General features: G+C 44.2%; 16 protein-coding genes. 3 read left to right on the top strand and 13 right to left on the bottom strand.

From position 1 onward, the window contains the following. Positions 1–21 precede the first annotated feature (21 nt). A complete protein-coding gene (locus ACXHJ2_RS05710) occupies positions 22–606 on the top strand; it encodes an RBBP9/YdeN family alpha/beta hydrolase (RefSeq protein WP_165081947.1) in 585 nt (194 codons plus the stop codon). Between the two features lie 106 nt (positions 607–712). Here the strand turns inward: ACXHJ2_RS05710 and ACXHJ2_RS05705 are convergent, their stop codons facing one another. From ACXHJ2_RS05705 to ACXHJ2_RS05665, 9 genes are all read right to left on the bottom strand, one after another. Continuing rightward, entirely contained in the window at positions 713–1,249 is a 537-nt protein-coding gene (locus ACXHJ2_RS05705; protein ID WP_165081945.1) for an SMI1/KNR4 family protein, read from the bottom strand. A 53-nt stretch (positions 1,250–1,302) separates the two neighbouring features. Beyond that, positions 1,303–1,737, bottom strand: a complete 435-nt coding sequence (locus tag ACXHJ2_RS05700; RefSeq protein WP_017428304.1) for a hypothetical protein — start codon at positions 1,735–1,737, stop codon at positions 1,303–1,305. Positions 1,738–1,765: 28 nt separating this feature from the next. Beyond that, positions 1,766–2,425: a DUF2625 domain-containing protein gene (locus ACXHJ2_RS05695; protein ID WP_016821759.1), complete on the bottom strand. Its 660-nt coding sequence runs from the start codon at positions 2,423–2,425 to the stop codon at positions 1,766–1,768. Between the two features lie 35 nt (positions 2,426–2,460). Next, a complete protein-coding gene (locus ACXHJ2_RS05690; protein WP_038978048.1) occupies positions 2,461–2,979 on the bottom strand; it encodes a hypothetical protein in 519 nt (172 codons plus the stop codon). 30 nt (positions 2,980–3,009) lie between these two features. Further along, complete coding sequence (locus ACXHJ2_RS05685; protein WP_165081943.1) at positions 3,010–4,170, bottom strand: immunity 26/phosphotriesterase HocA family protein; 1,161 nt, start codon at positions 4,168–4,170, stop codon at positions 3,010–3,012. A gap of 84 nt (positions 4,171–4,254) precedes the next feature. Then, complete coding sequence (locus tag ACXHJ2_RS05680; protein WP_165081941.1) at positions 4,255–5,262, bottom strand: phosphotransferase; 1,008 nt, start codon at positions 5,260–5,262, stop codon at positions 4,255–4,257. Positions 5,263–5,351: 89 nt separating this feature from the next. Further along, positions 5,352–6,350 (bottom strand): AraC family transcriptional regulator, encoded by a 999-nt coding sequence (locus ACXHJ2_RS05675; RefSeq protein ID WP_044787682.1) that lies wholly within the window; start codon positions 6,348–6,350, stop codon positions 5,352–5,354. Positions 6,351–6,378: 28 nt separating this feature from the next. After that, complete coding sequence (locus ACXHJ2_RS05670) at positions 6,379–7,572, bottom strand: MFS transporter (RefSeq protein WP_165081939.1); 1,194 nt, start codon at positions 7,570–7,572, stop codon at positions 6,379–6,381. A 14-nt stretch (positions 7,573–7,586) separates the two neighbouring features. Then, positions 7,587–10,349 (bottom strand): alpha-L-rhamnosidase, encoded by a 2,763-nt coding sequence (locus ACXHJ2_RS05665; RefSeq protein WP_165081937.1) that lies wholly within the window; start codon positions 10,347–10,349, stop codon positions 7,587–7,589. Positions 10,350–10,627: 278 nt separating this feature from the next. Between ACXHJ2_RS05665 and ACXHJ2_RS05660 the strand changes: the two genes are divergently transcribed. Further along, positions 10,628–11,629, top strand: coding sequence for a hypothetical protein (locus ACXHJ2_RS05660; protein WP_165081935.1), 1,002 nt, complete (start codon positions 10,628–10,630; stop codon positions 11,627–11,629). 130 nt (positions 11,630–11,759) lie between these two features. On the opposite strand, the gene ACXHJ2_RS05655 is transcribed toward ACXHJ2_RS05660, so the two are convergent. From ACXHJ2_RS05655 to ACXHJ2_RS05640, 4 genes are all read right to left on the bottom strand, one after another. Next, positions 11,760–12,167, bottom strand: a complete 408-nt coding sequence (locus ACXHJ2_RS05655; protein ID WP_238791058.1) for a hypothetical protein — start codon at positions 12,165–12,167, stop codon at positions 11,760–11,762. 16 nt (positions 12,168–12,183) lie between these two features. Beyond that, complete coding sequence (locus ACXHJ2_RS05650) at positions 12,184–12,339, bottom strand: hypothetical protein (RefSeq protein ID WP_238791596.1); 156 nt, start codon at positions 12,337–12,339, stop codon at positions 12,184–12,186. A 36-nt stretch (positions 12,340–12,375) separates the two neighbouring features. Continuing rightward, positions 12,376–12,510 (bottom strand): hypothetical protein, encoded by a 135-nt coding sequence (locus ACXHJ2_RS05645; RefSeq protein ID WP_274597486.1) that lies wholly within the window; start codon positions 12,508–12,510, stop codon positions 12,376–12,378. Positions 12,511–12,730: 220 nt separating this feature from the next. Beyond that, complete coding sequence (locus ACXHJ2_RS05640; protein ID WP_165081931.1) at positions 12,731–13,930, bottom strand: MFS transporter; 1,200 nt, start codon at positions 13,928–13,930, stop codon at positions 12,731–12,733. Between the two features lie 251 nt (positions 13,931–14,181). On the opposite strand from ACXHJ2_RS05640, the gene ACXHJ2_RS05635 reads away from it, so the two are divergent. Further along, a complete protein-coding gene (locus ACXHJ2_RS05635) occupies positions 14,182–15,942 on the top strand; it encodes a methyl-accepting chemotaxis protein (protein WP_165081929.1) in 1,761 nt (586 codons plus the stop codon). The last annotated feature ends 39 nt before the right edge of the window (positions 15,943–15,981 follow it).

Raw genomic sequence — 15,981 nt, 5'->3', positions numbered from 1 at the left:
AATAATGGGAGAAAAAACACTGTGACAAACCTACAAAATCAAAAACAAGTATATATAATCCACGGCTACACAGCTTCGCCAACAGATCATTGGTTTCCTTGGTTACAAGATAAATTACAGGAAGACGGGGTTTCGGTAAATATACTAGATATGCCCAACTCGCAAGCCCCCAAACTTAATGAGTGGATTGAGCACCTATTACAAAATATTAAAGCCCTACATAAAGACACCTATTTTATTGGTCATAGCTTGGGTTGTGTATCCATATTAAGATACCTGCAGCAAGTCAACATCCCGGAACCACTAGGTGGCGCCGTTTTCGTTTCCGGTTTTACTGACCCAGTGCCAAGCCTGCCTTCATTAGATGAATTTACAAATGACCATTTAGATCATCAGCAGATCACGGATTCGCTAAAAGCGCGTGCAGTTATAGCTTCAAAGGACGACGCAATTGTCCCCTTTGCACTTAGTAAGAAACTAGCGGAAGATGTTCAGGCTGATTTTTACGAATTAGATCATGGAGGGCATTTTTTACAAAGTGACGGCTTTACCACTTTACCGATCGTCTATCAAGTTTTAATAGAAATGATGAATGAAAATAAGTAGCGTTAAAAACCCGCAAAATAGACCTGGCAAAAAGGGTCCAGCTTGCGGGTTTTACATTTTCTACTGGATGAACTATGGATAATAAAGCGTATGTTTAGTCAAGGTATCAATATAAAGCCCATTTTTCCGTGCATAGCTCTATAAAAGAATGAGCAACCTGTTCACATTCGTCATACCCCAGACTGCCGGAATGAGCAAAAAGAATGGGATATTCGTTATTTGTTTTTTCCTCTCTCATATCAAACATATAGTGGTTTCCGCACCCATCCATCGCAAACGACACGGCACCCGGCATATACTCTGGCAGCTCGTAGGCGAGGTTCATTTCTCTCAAATCCTCGGTATTGAAAAATTGAAAATAACGTTCTCCATTTTGAAATTCCCCTCCATTAGAGTATTTCAGCAATTCTATGTAACTATCAGGAAATTGTTCTTGGGGCAGATGCCAGCCCACAGGATCTAGCGGTTTATATTGATCATAAAATGGAGACGATTTCGGGAAAGGATTCACTTGTCTTTGTTGGATTTCGTGAATTTCCTGCTCCGATAGCTTGATGTTCCATGTGCTCAAAAAATCCCCGATTTGTTCACCAGTTGCTTCCGGGCATTTTACAAACTGTTGCTCAAAATGAATACTCCACATAATAACCAACCTCCCTGCCTTGACGTCTCTAAAAGTTGTTGTTGCTACCTTTTTCAACCTTCTCCATCTTTTTCAACCCATTCAGCCACACTTTCATGAGGTTGAAGGTTCTCTCGTTTATAGTAAAAAACGGTCTTGAGCTCGTAATCCAAGCTTTCAGCAGCAATGAAAAATCGAGTGCCGAACGTTTTATCCTCCATACAAATCACAGGCCCCTCATGAAATCCGTAAGAGACGGTTTTTAACATTTCCAATTCCTTGTCATTAGCCAGTCTAAAGCACTCAATTGAAAATACACCGCCCGGACAGGAAAGAAATGAGACCTCGTAAAAAGTGATCTCTATGTTGTGATAATAGCTAAAGTCAAAGCTCCCTGCTAGTACCAGCTTGGGGCGACTTGTATAATCATAAATGTAGTAATGATCAATGTTATTTTGAGAAAGTATTTCATTCAGCTGCACCAGTTTGGATTGAATGGAATGATTCATGATCTTATGTCCCCCTCCCCACTCGCGGCTATTCCCGATCCGTCACCGCCTGCCACGCTTCTGTTATTGCTATAGGTGATTTGTGGCTGGTCTCTCCGCCACCTTCCTGAGTCCATAGCGGCGGATAATAAGCAAATACCTCTCCTGGCTGAAGTTGCTCCATATCCGACTGCCAACCATTCCAACGGAATGTCTGGTAGAACAAGCCCAAATCTCCCTCAGCCAACCAGCTCAAGAAACCGGAATAAGCCAGCTCAGTGGATTCCCACTCCAATGCATCCGGTGCAAAATAGTAGATGTGGCCGCTACGTCCAAACTTCCCTGTATCCAATCCAAAGAAGCCACCTGCTGCATCATAGGCCACAATCAGCATTCCCCCAAGTGCAGGGACGCTCACTGGCTCTTGCAGCCCGTTCCACGAAGCCAAACTACCGTAAATTTCAGGCCCACCTGCACCCAGTAAGGTGATCCATCCGTGGTCAAATATGATCCCTCCTGTTTCATAGGCAACCGTTCCCAAGTACGATTTTGTGCTCACTTGCAAACGGTAGAGCGAATCTCCCCTAGCAGATTCCGATTCTGCCGGTACAATGCGAAATGGATTATTCCCTTCTTGCAGAATGTTTCTGACCTCTTCCCATGCATGGTTATCCTGATCCACCAGCTCATCAACCGTTAACGTATGCATATCCATTCTCCTTCCTGTATTCCGATATCTATCTTTCAACCTTTGAACTGATTTTCGAAAACCTGCGTTTGCTCTAAAATCACCCACTGATTCAGCTCGTCGTAGCCTTGGACAATCGCCGTGATCTCATGCCTCGGATACATCCACTCAGATGGGGTCTTTTCCGCATATGAATGGGTGTCTGCCAATCCGACTGCATTGTGCTGGAAAATATGAATAAGTATTCCGTGTGGAAAAAAGGCTTCAATATATCCGCTTACCTTAGTCCCAACCGGCAGTACGGTTTTGACTTGATGCCATTCCTTGTTAAAGGTGTGAAGATTGCTAGACCAGATTTCTTCAAACTCTTTTTTTCTAATTTTCGTATAATAGGGCTCTGTATCATCAATCGCTTTCTCTGCTAACAAGAAATGATATTGCTCGTGCTTGCGATTAGAAGCAATAAAAGTACCGTCATCCTGGATCACAATTTGCCGATAGGCTACGCCATCTGAGTCTATTTCAAAATACCAGGTTCCCATGCCTGGTTCCGGACAATCTTTAAGATATTTCATTGGCCCCTCCTAAAAGGATGTATAACCGTGTCATTTCTTCTTTCTTTTTCCGCTGTAGACTCTTGTCAAGTATGCGAGATATTCCGAACGCGTCAGGCCTCCCGTTTGGCGGTTGAACTCATCGTACGAAATGTCTTCCGGGAATCCGAATTCGGCCAGTGCTTTTCGACGCTCCTCCCGATACAACGGATTATCCAGCGTTTTGTGCCACTCCCGCTCTTCCCAAGGACCAAAACAGTCCGTAATAATACCTGAATACACACCGTTATTTAAAAATTCCCGCGAAGACTTGAACACTGTCTCCCCTTCCGGTTTGGAAATTGTGCCCGTTCCCCAGGACAGCCTATATATTCTTTCTTTACTGCTATCCGTGCTAATGCCGTAACCCATCGGAAACACAATATCCTCTTCTACCAATGCTTTATGCCCTACCCACTCGTAGGACCCTCGCATAAAGGAATCATCCATAACAATCCAGGTTGTATCCGATAACGGGGCGGCTGTGATGGATTCTAAAGTTATTGAACGGTCACGACTTGTACACAAATACGGACGTACGAATAAAGGCATCGTCATGACACTGTTCCATATGCTCTCCTTTGCAAACAACTGATCCTTTTGCATTTGGCGCAAATCACCGACGACCAATACATACCCATCTGTAAAAAGGTCTATTTCCACACGAAAGATGTCTCCCGGGATGGTTTTATAACGCTGGTTTTTCATATGCTTTAATCGATCCAGCTTTCGATCATAATCGTTAGGCACAAGTGACGGGTAACGTTGAAGCCAATCCATGATCTCTTCTTTACTATGTAAATGCTCACATCCAGTGATGGGCAATCTCACGCCAGTTTTGCTATTCACAGCAGTAACATAACTAATAGGACGATCTCTTCGAATGCCTGCTGAAAAGGACACACCTTCTGCTGAGATGCTCGAAACACTTGTAAAATTCAGTTTTTTCTCTTTGCCACGAGCCGTTTTAGGCAGAACAAATGCCCGATCACGGGTAAAAATCTCTACATCAGCTTCTCCATAAGCATCCTCTTTAGAAGAAATTCGCTTGCGAATAACATCTCCATCCATACAAACAAAATATCCTTCTTTAATTTCTACCACGTCCCAATGTTCTTCCAGCGTCTCCAGCCCAAAATAGGGTCGTAACGCGTTCGTTAACCAACTATTCATCTGCTCCTCCTGTTCCGAGTTTAATTCAATAGACTTCATTTCTGTTATTCCAGAAATTATAACATAACACGGCATGTAGCTCGTTTATTCATACATTGTTCCAGCTTGGGCCAACTCCTCCTGAATCCAGCTACTGCTGGTAGACAGTTGGAGCAAGTCGGCCGCAATCTGTTGGACCTGTTCTTGCAATACGTGTGGCTGATCTGTTCCTTCCAGAAAGCGACTCACAAAATGAAGAAATACGTCTACCTTTCTAAGCAGCATCAACACAGGCAAAGCGTCGATCTCGGGTTGGCTTAAACGGATCTGGCGGCTGAAGCCCCGACAAAAATCACGAACAGCCGTTGTCTCCTCCGGTTGCCCCAAAAATCCTGATAAGATGACCGCCGGTTCCATCACCCGAACGTCTAACGTGCAAAATTCAAAATCAAGCAGTGCAGCCACCTGGCTATGATCAGAATCTTTTACTAATAAATTAGAAGCGTTCAAATCTCCATGTACAAGCTGATGCGGCAACTCTTCCAATGCTTGAAGTGAATCTGTAATCTCTTCATATACTTTTCCTATCAGGCGCAGCTCTTCATGAAAATTCTTGAGAGGCTCCGGCGGGTTTAAACAAAAGCCTTGGATTACTTCCGGGCTACATAATGGATAGGATTGCTGCAAAGCATAATACGGCCGATAGACTGGGGTCATATCAAGATTAAGTGTTGCAAGCACGGCAGACAATTCACCAGCTGCCTCGCCAAAAGAATGGGCAAAGCTAGGGTCCTGCTCCAAGGGTGATATACCTTCTATGTATTCGAATAGACACACATATTTGCCACTATCCTTGTCAACCTGTGCAAGTGTCTCTCCTGTAATCGTTCGAATTGGCATTGGAACCCTGAAGGATAGAGATTGCTTGCTCAGCGCCTGCAAAACCGCATGCTCAAATTCAATTTTGTCCCGATCCCTGTGTGTATCGTAGACGCGCAGCACCCCACTTCGCCCACCGCTCTTAACAAAATACGTCGTATTATTCCAGCCCCCGGTTCGTCTCTGCAATCTTCCGTTCCACTCTGGCCAGTTCCGTCTTAGTACCGCTTCCAAGGATATCCCCCTTTACTTACTAGCTTATGAATTTGCCGATATTATAACATATAGACGCCCAATTCAAATTGGACGTCCTTGTGTATTCTTCATTTTCTCATTTGTTTGTTTCGGATATTTTGCGGGGTGGCACCATACGCGGTTTTAAATTTTTTATAGAAAAAACTCATGCTGTTATATCCCACCTGCTTAAATATCATTTCGAACGGCAGGTTGGTATTCACAACCAAAGAATAGGCGGTATTAAGCTTAATGTTGGCAATCAGCTCAGTGTAAGTAAGACCCGTAACTTTTTTTAACTTGTTACTTAAATACGTACTATTGTAATTAAAATGGTTAGATAATTGCTGAAGGCTTAAATGCTGATAATGCTCTTCCATGTAATTCAGAATAGAGGTAATATGATTTTCCTGCTGGTTTACATGAATATTATGCTCGCTTTCCAATACACGAACCAATTCTCCAAATACAATTGGCAAATAAGCCTTGACCAACTCCATGGAATCCTCTTGCCTGGAAAAATATTCAATTAAGATTCTACGCAATATATACTGAAGATTCTCATTATGCTGCGACTCAAAAATAATAAAGTGATTATGGTGCTGATGCTGAAGGACTGAATTGGCGAGAAATTCACCGATCAAACTTTTTTTCTTGGATAGCCGCTGTAGAAAGAGGGACGAGATCGTTTCTCTTTGCAGCAGGATATTAATCAGTATATCGTTTTCTCCCAAAGGAGAGATGCTGTGCGGCACATCCTTATCCAGAACACACACTTGACCTTCACAAAGCTGAATCTCTTTGCCTGCTATAATTTGGTTGCATTTACCTGAGTAAACATAGTTTAATTCAATAAATTCATGCATGTGCTCTAGCATCGGAGCAAACCTGTTGTGCTTGCTAATATAAATATCATGTTCTCCGAAAAAGAATAAAGCGGGCATTCGATACATATTCAGATTCATATCAAAAAATCGCTCATTCTCCGATTCTTTGGAGAGATCATTAATCACCTGATTGCTTTGTTGTTGCAGAAGCTCAATTTCAGTTTTACTTCTCAGCAACTGATCCAACTCATGCAGGTTCATAAACACAGACTCCTCCTTCAGACTCCCATTAACTGTGAACTGCCGTCTGTGCTTTGCTTCCCTTTCCTCTAATAGCGATTCCCAGACAGAGGAGCGCAGCAATCGTAAAGACAATTGCTGAAACGAGAAAGGCAAACGAGGCAGTTTCATTCCCAAACAACACCCCAACTAACTTGATGATATAAGGCGAAGCAAACGCTCCCAAATTGGAGCCTACCATTGCAATTGAAATAGATATCGTCTCACTGCCCTTAGGTACGATTTTAGTTAGTATGGTAAAAATATAGGGAATAAACAGTGCAAAGCTAAAGCCAATAATCAGCATGGCAACCGTAACCATCGTCACATTCTGAGCAAACCAGAGCAAGACAAAACCTGTTGCTGTTAATAAACTGGAGATAAAAGGAGCGTAATTTCTGAACCATTTATATATTCTACCAAACAAGAAGCCTGCAATCATAGTCGACAAGGAGAACAGCGTCAAAGCGGTCCCTAAAAATCCTGCATTAGGCATACTCTTCTCAGCAATCATAATGCCTGTTTTGGTATACACAATCATAATAAAGGTCATAAACAGAAAAAGTGCAGCTCCTAAGCCAAGTACAGATAGAGATATTCCCCCACCTCTGTGACCCGTTCCTATGGAGCTCACTGTAGGCTCCTCGCGCTCTGGTTCAGGGATGATAAAAAAGAATAACAGTGCGATCGGAATCGTGATCGCATAGCACAAAAAGGCAAACGGCCAGTCGATTAGGGCAAGCTGTCCTGCCACAAAGGTAGCCAGGCTACTTCCGAGCCCTTGTACAGCGCTTTGAAAGCCTACCAATTGAGCACGTTCGTCCCCTTCAAAAAAATCACTAATTAAACTGACAGCCAGCGAATTGAACATCCCCAGGCCTGCGCCTAGCACCAAACGCAACGCGAGAATCCATGTAATGTTCGTAGTGAGCATAGGAAGTATTCCGCCGATGACCACGAGCAAAAGTCCTAGCAGGACTGTATTTTTTTTACCCAGGCGAGAAGAGATCGGACCACTCAGCAGCACAAACAGCATCATCGAGAAGGACGGGATCGTAACTACGCTTTCAATCAGCGAACTGGAGACTCCCGGTAATTGGTTCAGCATCATCGGGATGACAGCCGAAATAGCACTCGCTGATGTCAGGACTAAGGAAATGGACAGCAACGCCGTTTTAAACCATATTTTGTTTTTAATATTCATCAAGCTTCTCACCTCTAGTCTATGTTATTTAGTCTCTGGTTGTATTTGTATTGGAACGTATACTGTCCAGACCCGGCGGTAAACGTCAATTCATGGTCTCCACTCTTTTGGAAAGTCGCCTGTTCTCCGGTAGAACCTAATTTTCCGGCCAGCTCTCGTGGCACATTACCAGGCGGATACTGAATGGACGGGTATTGTGTGGTAATGGTCTGTTGTAGCGCATCCAGCTCCATAACGCCTGGAAGCGTAATCTCAGCTGTCGTATTATGTGGTACGTGAACCGTCATCTGCATTTCCTCATTCACGATTTCCCAATGGACAGCAAGCGCACCATATGGTGTCTCCAGCTTGCCATGGGCCGAAGTAAGATTAATAGGCGGTTTGGGTGCTAACCGTGACTTTTTGTAGCCCGCTTCAAGCACATCGATTCCGGCAATATTTTGGTACATAAAGCCTCCAACTGAACCGTACGAATAGTGATTGAACGAATTCATATCAGTGCTCCAGAAGGAGCCGTCCACTTTGATGCTGTCCCAATGCTCCCACATGGTCGTGGCTCCACGTTCAACCTGATAGAGCCAGGAAGGATAATCATTCTGGAATAAAATTTTATAAGCTACATCTGTATAGCCATTGTCGGATAAAACTAGGCATAGATAGGGCGTGCCCACAAAGCCGGTATCCAGATGCATATCATTTTTTTCTATCAGCCGTACGAGCTCCTGGATCACTTGCTTTTTATAGCTTTCTGGTACCAATCCGAAGTGCAAAGCCACAACCTGTGCAGTTTGGGTATTCGAAGTCAGCTTGCCAGCGTCATCAAAATAACGGTTCGCAAAAGCGGCTTTAATCCCTTCATGCAGGCTTTGATAGGTGTTGTAATCGGTATAGCGATTCAGCAGTTTGGCCGTCTGCGCCAAAATATGAGTCGAATACGCAAAGTATGCAGTCGCTACCAGCGTTCCATCGGTCGCTCCAAAATAGCTTCCTTCCTCGCTGTCCAGCGCCAACCAGTCTCCCAGTTGCAAACCACTATCCCACAGATGCTCCTCAGTCCCCTGTGCACGGATATAATCGACCCATGCTTTCATACTGTCATACTGCTGGGCTAAAATTTGCTTATCCCCATAACATTGATAGATCGTCCACGGACATATGACCGCCGCGTCTCCCCATGCGGCCGTCGTTTTGTCCATATTGTCAGCAAAGGTTCCTTTGAGGACATCCGGCACGACAAAAGGCACAGCCCCATTCTCCAACTGGTTGTAAGCCAAATCTTTCAGCCACTTTCGGAAGAAGGAAGCACTATTCATATTGAAGCTGGCCGTTCTGGCAAAAATCTGTGCATCGCCGGTCCAGCCTAATCGCTCATCACGCTGCGGGCAATCGGTCGGCACATCCAGGAAGTTCCCCTTTTGCCCCCATACAATATTGTGCTGGAGTTGATTGAGCTTTGGATCGGATGTCTCGAACAAGCCAATTGTCTCCATATCTGAATGCAAAACAACGCCCGTAAAATCTTCAATGTCTACGCCAGCCGGAAAGCCCTCAAGTTTCACATATTGGAAGCCTTGAAAAGTGAAATGCGGCCTAAATATCTCCGTCCCTTTGCCGCTGCAAATGTACGTAATCTGCTGCGCTGCATCCCGAATGTTATCTCGGTAAAAGTTCCCTTGCTGATCCAGCACTTCACCATGTATCAAATTCAGAACCGTACCCTCAGGAGCTTCAACTTTAAATTCCAGCCAGCCTACCATATTTTGACCCAAGTTAAGAACCAGTTCGCCTTTAGGCGTTTGAATCAGCTCAACAGGCTTTAATCGGTTCATTACACGGACAGGCTCGTTCTCCTGAGCAACCAGATGACTTAACGGAAACGGGACGACCTGCATCATTTTCCGTTCATTCAAGGAGCGATGCTCGCCTGCCTGCTGCTCCAATCGGGCATCATAGATTTCGCCGTTATAAATATCCGACATCAAAATGGCACAGCTCGTTTCCTCCCAGGAAGAATCTGAGCAAATGAGTTCTGAACGGCCATCTTCATAGCTAATCTTCATTTGAAATAACAAAGCATTCGTGTTCCCATAGGTATCCTTGCGCTTTTGCCAGCCTAGATAGCCGCTGTACCAGCCTTCTCCTACCGTGGCTGTGATGCGATTATGTTGTTCTCGAATGGTAGAAGTCACATCATAGGCTTGCACCTGGACACGATCGTTATAATCTGTCCATCCCGGGGTAAAATAGGCATCGCCTACTCTTTGTCCATTTAGCTCCAGCTCATATAGACCAAGGCTTGTGGCATAAATGACTGCTTTTTTCACTTTTCCCTCAACTGAAAAACACTTGGAAGCGGCAAAAGGGGCTCTCGTCTGAAACTTTTCATGGAGGCTACGTTCCTCCACTGTAATCCATTGTGCCTTCCAGTCCTGCTCATGGAGCAGTCCCATTTCCCAAAAGCCAAACTCACTCCATTCCGATTCCTCCGGTTCGGTGTCCCCCGCTCCCTGAGCCCAAACTTTTACCCGGTAATAATATCGTTGTCCTGATTCCAGTGGAGGGCCTTCATAGGGAAACAAAATGGATTGCTCCGAATAGGAAAAATGATTCCAGAGCAGCGGTTCAAAAGTAGGATGTATGGATACCTGCAATTGGAAGCGTTTTTGGAAAACATATATGTTGTCAGATTCAATTTGCCAGCTCAATCGAGGCTTTAGACAACCCAGTCCAATCGGATTGTTTACATGTTCACATCTAAGCGCTTTCACTTTTAGCATTCGTATGTCCTCCCTGAGGTCTTCTTTTGTGTTTCTATACTCAAATTAAAACGCTTCCAATAGTTGTGCGCAATGTTGTATCCCTGCATGTTGTATGCTTGATTTACAGGTGTTGAATGTCCACCCCTTATATTGAATCTTAAAATGGGTTTATTAGAAAAATATGTACGTGTATACAGCGCTGCTATACTAAGCGATCCCGTCTCAAAAGGAAATCGCTTGTTTTATATACATATGGATTGTAGTATTAAGCCGATCAAGAAAGGAGAATCACAGTATTGAAAACGAACTACAAAGGGCTGCTGGATCAGATGATGGCACCCTATGATGAAATGCTGCAGAGTCTAATAAGTGATCACGCCGATTTTTCGAAGGTTGACTATTTGGAGCAACACAATGAGGAATATGGAAAAAGTGATGCCAACTATACCAATCGCTTGAAGGTGCTTTTGGCTATGTATAATCGTGAGGATCGAGATGCCCCGCATTACGAACCGATTGTGAGAAGGCTGCTCGTGAATGAGATTATAGACAGGGAAACGAACAGTTTTCAGGGGATTGGCGATGCTCTGTATTACGCCATTTTTTTACTGCAAAAGTATGAGCGTGAGCAGGACCAAATTTTGTTCCAGCAGGCCAAGAAGGCCAATTTCGATACATATGCCGGGTTTGACCCTGAGTTGATTTTGGAAACATATTTGTTCAGCAAAGATACAGCTGATCTTGAGGATTGCATCAATATCGCAAGTGAGCTCGGGGAAGATATGTATCTATCATTATTTATCGATTTGTGGATCAGAGAGCAGACGGATTGGAACAAAGGAAATTTACAGGCACTCGTTTATCATGAGAGATGGCGCAACCATCCAGAAGGTGAAATTGAAGCCCTCAAAAAGCTGGCCGAAATGGAAAAAACAGAAGGAAATCATCATAATTACTGTTCTACTGCATCTAACTTGGCAGAGAAGTTCATTGAAACAGGTCGATTGGATGAAGCGTGGGAAACGATGGTAACCATTATTCCGCTTATTACGAAGGAAAAAGAATGGTTCCTGTACGGACTTGGTCGCAATATTATTACCTCCTGTATCCATATCATCTTGCATTTTGGGGCAGAAAGCCTGCAGGCCTCTTCATTATGGCAAACAATAAAAGGGATTCTTCAACCTGCCGCTAACAATATGGGGACCAATCAATATCAGCTTGCTGTATCTGCCAGCAAATTTATGGCAGATACCGAATTGGAGCAAACATTAATCAGAAACCAAAAGCACCGTTAATAATCCAGTTGCAACAAGGAGACTGTCGCGTGTACTGCAAAGAACCAGGCACTCGACTCAGTGGCTCGCCGTCCGGTCGCCCCTCGAAGCGAGGGGCAGCAAAAATACGGATTGCAGTGCATGGCCTTCTCTACAGATTTCCGGTCACGATAATACCATCTGCTTGCTTCAGATGCGCTCTGACCCACGCTGTAAAGGAATCGATAAATAGGCGCAATTCCGGCTCCTTGGCAGGCCAAGCATCCAATTCTGTTAATATTTCATGCCATACCGACTCCTGTATCGGATTATCCCAGCAGGGGTCAAAGGCCTCATACGTTTCTCCTGTATCAGGATCGACAAGTGGATATTTGGACTTTAACGCAGACAGCACGATATCAAAGTCATCTGCGTAGATGAATATCATCTCCTCCAGCTTCGGTTCATCAGTATCCCCATAACGCAGCGGTTCAAAAGTATATCCAATATTGGCTCGTGGACCGCTATAGCGATAGATTAGTGTCTGAATCTCTTTTTTGTCCTTCTTACTCAATCTCACCCACTCCTTTCTTCGGCTATAACTCGAACCAATCCGCAGCGCATTTCTCTTCTTCCAGCACCCTGCACATTCCTTCCCTCAACCTCATCGCATCTCCGCCGCCGATATGAAATAGACAATAGATATAAGGTTCATCATCTTCTAAATCTTCAATATTTCTTGCCTCTTCCAATGAAATCTGGAGCGCTTCAGGCCAATCAGAATTATTCTAAAGCAGGACAAAGCCATCCTCATCCCTTTGCATCCGATATCCGTCAATCCTAGGCAATGCTTCAGCTAAGCGTTCCATTAGCGCTTTAATATCCTTAACATTTGCGACCTTAATTCCATACTCCCAACCCATCTACATTCCTCCAACACGTTTTCAAAAAACCTGACTTAAAGACCTGAGTGCGTACAAGCTGTATTTTTTGTTTAATGCCACCCATTTTTGCCGGATTTCCATAAGCTCTTCACTCCCTTCTGATTTTCCTGAAATTTCTTATAACTTATTATAATAGATATAGGCTTCCGGTGAGTATACTCCGGAAGCCTATGGATTCATCTAATCACTCTTTTATTTATTATGCCTTGTCAGGCACAGGCTTACTATTCCCGTCTCCCTTTTTTACCCCCAGCATAACGATAGCCATACAAGCAACCAGAACCGCTATAAGAATAAAGGGAATATATTTGTCTACTCGATATAAAGTGGTCGTCAAAATAGGAGCAATGATCGCGGAAATTCCCTGTATCGCAGCTACCAGCCCTGCTGCTCCCCCTTGCTGTTCTTGACTGACCGAAAGCGAAGCACCTGCCATAAATCCGGGCATCAGTAAGCCCGTGCCTATGCCAAACATAAAGAACGCTGCATAGTAAAGGACCAAGCTGGCTGAAATCAGAAATAATGCCATTCCAGCAATCAGGAATAGAGAACCGAGCAAAATCATCGGCTTAGGCTGCCATTTAAGCCATCTCATTTGGATGATCTGCACGATCAGCATCGCTGCTCCGGAGAACATAAGTCCAAAGGAAACAACTCTTGCTGTTTCTTCGGATGTAAGACCTAACTGATCTTGAAAATAAAAACCACCTATAACCTGAATAGTCACAATACTAATCATCGTAACCAAGCCTGCAAACAAATACATTCTTAGACCTGGCTGGAGGGGATTAATTCGAGCAGGTTTTTGCTGAATAACAGGCTGGGCGGCCGGAATCGCCAGTAGAGACACCACGAATGCAACAGCGGCAATGACAATTCCAAAGTATAAGGGCCATAACAGTCCTATTAAAGTAAAGGCACCTGCAATCGCGGGGCCAAATACCAGCCCAAGCCCATTCGCCGCACTAATAATAGCCATACCACTTCCACGCTCTTCACCCTTCGTTACATCCCCCATATAAGCTTGGGAAGATGACAACACCGCCGGGATAAAGCCGCCAATTAAGCCGCGTGTAACAATCAGCAGGACTAACAGCAGTCCCCCACTGAGCCAACCCTTTAATCCTGCAAAAAGAGTAAGCGTAAACAACAGACAGCTTACACACATCCCTATAAACCCAAGCAAAATCACAGGCTTGCGGCCCTTTGCATCACTCAGATTTCCCCATACTGGAGCCATTAAGGCCATCGTTATAGAACCAAGCGATATAATTATTCCGGAATGGCTTTCTCTTAAGCCTAATTCACGAATAAGGGGCGGCATAATTGGAGCAATGAGCATGAGCCCTAGCATAGCCACAAAAACACTGAAAAAGATGCTCCCTTTTATTCTATTCATCCTCGCACACTCCTCTGTTATAGATTCTCTCTATGCAGAAGTATACGGAGCATACCAAAAAGCTACTGCCTATAGACGGATAAATTTGCGGTTAAACGGATTTAATTTAGCCTATAAAACAGCAGCCAGGCTGAAAGGGCTTAATTTCCTGACGAGTTTTTACGATATATGATGTACAGTCTTTTTACCTTTAGTAACAAAACGCAGTTGTGGGTTGAGTCTGTATATCGATCTCTAAGGGGGAAATCACAGTGAAAACAAAGATAGGATCAATCATGAAGGTGAGATCGTTAAGGGCGAAGTTAACCATAATGTGCTTGATTATTTTAATTGTACCTACTTTTGTGATTGGAAGCAGTTCTTATGTTGTTTCCAAGAATGAAATGAATGAATCAGGCAAAGTGGCACTTAAGAATAGTGTGCAAATGGTAATTGGTATGATTAGTTTCCTCAATGGGCAAGTCGAAGCCGGTAATTTAACATTGGAGGAAGCACAGGAAAAACTGCGCATCGAACTGCTCGGTGTAAAAGATGCTAATAACAAAAGACCGGTAAAGATTAAATATACTGTAGGTAAAACAGGTTATCCGTGGGCAGTCAACCAAGATGCCGTTTCAGTGATGAACCCTTCAAATGAAGGCCAGGATTTAATAAATGCCGTATCCGAAGACGGTGTGCATGTGGGAAAAGAGTTTGTAAAAGCCGGTACAAACGGCGGGGGATTCGTCACTTACAAATGGGCTTTACCTGGTACAGATCAAGTAGAGACGAAAATCTCGTACGTTGAAAAGGATCCTTATTGGGGGTGGATCATCGGTTCTGGAGCATATTTTAACGAATTTAACAGCGGAGCGACCAAAGTCCTTTATATTGTCCTGATTATTACGGCTGTTGCGGTTATTCTGGGAGCAGTTATCGTAAGCTTTGTTTCGGGACGTTTTACGAAACCTATTATCACGATTGCAAAGCGGCTTAACTCAGTTGCGGACGGTGATTTAACAGTCCAAGAAGTCAAAATGAATTCAAAAGATGAGATCGGTGAGCTTGCACAGGACTTCAATCATATGATTAAAAATATTCGATTTCTGATCGGTGAGGTAAACCTGTCCACCAAGCAGGTCGCTGCTTCCTCGAAAGAATTGACCCTTGGAGCAGAGCACACTGGACAGGCAACCGAGCATATCACCGTAGCAATTCAGGAATCGGCGGCCGGTGCGAAGGAGCAGCAACTGATGCTTCAGAAGACAACCAGCTCGCTTGAGGAAATTTCAATAGGTATGCAACGGATCACGGATAGCTCCTTGACTATTGCTGAATCGTCTGCAGACGCGATGGAAATGGCGAGCCTTGGCGGTACTGCTGTACAACATACAGTGAAGCAAATGGACTTGATTAACCATTCTGTCAATGAAACCGATGCGGTTATGAGAATGTTGGATGAACGCACTCAACAGATCGACACGATGCTACATGCCATTACGGATATCGCACAGCAGACCAATTTGCTTGCCTTAAATGCTTCGATTGAGGCTGCCCGTGCAGGCGAAGAAGGCCGCGGTTTCTCCGTAGTTGCTTCAGAGGTAAGAAAACTGGCCGAACAATCGAATCAGTCTTCCGGGCAGATTTCTGAGTTGATTCAGAATATGCGCAAAGATATGGAGCATTCGCTTCAGACCATGGAACGCGTAAAACAGGATGTCGACTCCGGCATTAAAATTGCCAATGAGACGGAGCAGCAGTTTAATAAAATTGTGACGTCCACCAATCATATCGCACAGCAAACGGAAGAGCTTGCAAGCATCACGGAGCAAATAACCGCAAGTGTCCAGGAAATTTCAGCAAGTGGAGAAAACGTATCGAGTCTGGCGCTCCAAGCGGCGGACAACTCGCAGAATATTGCAGCGTCTGCAGAAGAACAGCTAGCTTCGATGCAGCAGATCACCAGCCTGGCAACGACCTTGTCGGATATGTCACAGAAATTACAGGATCTAACGGTCAAATTTAAATACTAACGGAATAAGTCTTTCCAAAATATCACGCTAAACTGTTAT

It is taken from the genome of Paenibacillus sp. ALE3 (assembly GCF_054113405.1).
This window is presented reverse-complemented; position numbering and strand designations above follow the sequence as displayed.

Coding starts and splice junctions, on each gene's coding strand:
- ACXHJ2_RS05685 (WP_165081943.1), bottom strand. CDS start 4,170: ATGAATAGTTGGTTAACGAACGCGTTACGACCCTATTTTGGGCTGGAG.
- ACXHJ2_RS05640 (WP_165081931.1), bottom strand. CDS start 13,930: ATGAATAGAATAAAAGGGAGCATCTTTTTCAGTGTTTTTGTGGCTATG.
- ACXHJ2_RS05670 (WP_165081939.1), bottom strand. CDS start 7,572: ATGAATATTAAAAACAAAATATGGTTTAAAACGGCGTTGCTGTCCATT.
- ACXHJ2_RS05675 (WP_044787682.1), bottom strand. CDS start 6,350: ATGAACCTGCATGAGTTGGATCAGTTGCTGAGAAGTAAAACTGAAATT.
- ACXHJ2_RS05645 (WP_274597486.1), bottom strand. CDS start 12,510: ATGGGTTGGGAGTATGGAATTAAGGTCGCAAATGTTAAGGATATTAAA.
- ACXHJ2_RS05665 (WP_165081937.1), bottom strand. CDS start 10,349: ATGCTAAAAGTGAAAGCGCTTAGATGTGAACATGTAAACAATCCGATT.
- ACXHJ2_RS05700 (WP_017428304.1), bottom strand. CDS start 1,737: ATGAATCATTCCATTCAATCCAAACTGGTGCAGCTGAATGAAATACTT.
- ACXHJ2_RS05705 (WP_165081945.1), bottom strand. CDS start 1,249: ATGTGGAGTATTCATTTTGAGCAACAGTTTGTAAAATGCCCGGAAGCA.
- ACXHJ2_RS05695 (WP_016821759.1), bottom strand. CDS start 2,425: ATGCATACGTTAACGGTTGATGAGCTGGTGGATCAGGATAACCATGCA.
- ACXHJ2_RS05690 (WP_038978048.1), bottom strand. CDS start 2,979: ATGAAATATCTTAAAGATTGTCCGGAACCAGGCATGGGAACCTGGTAT.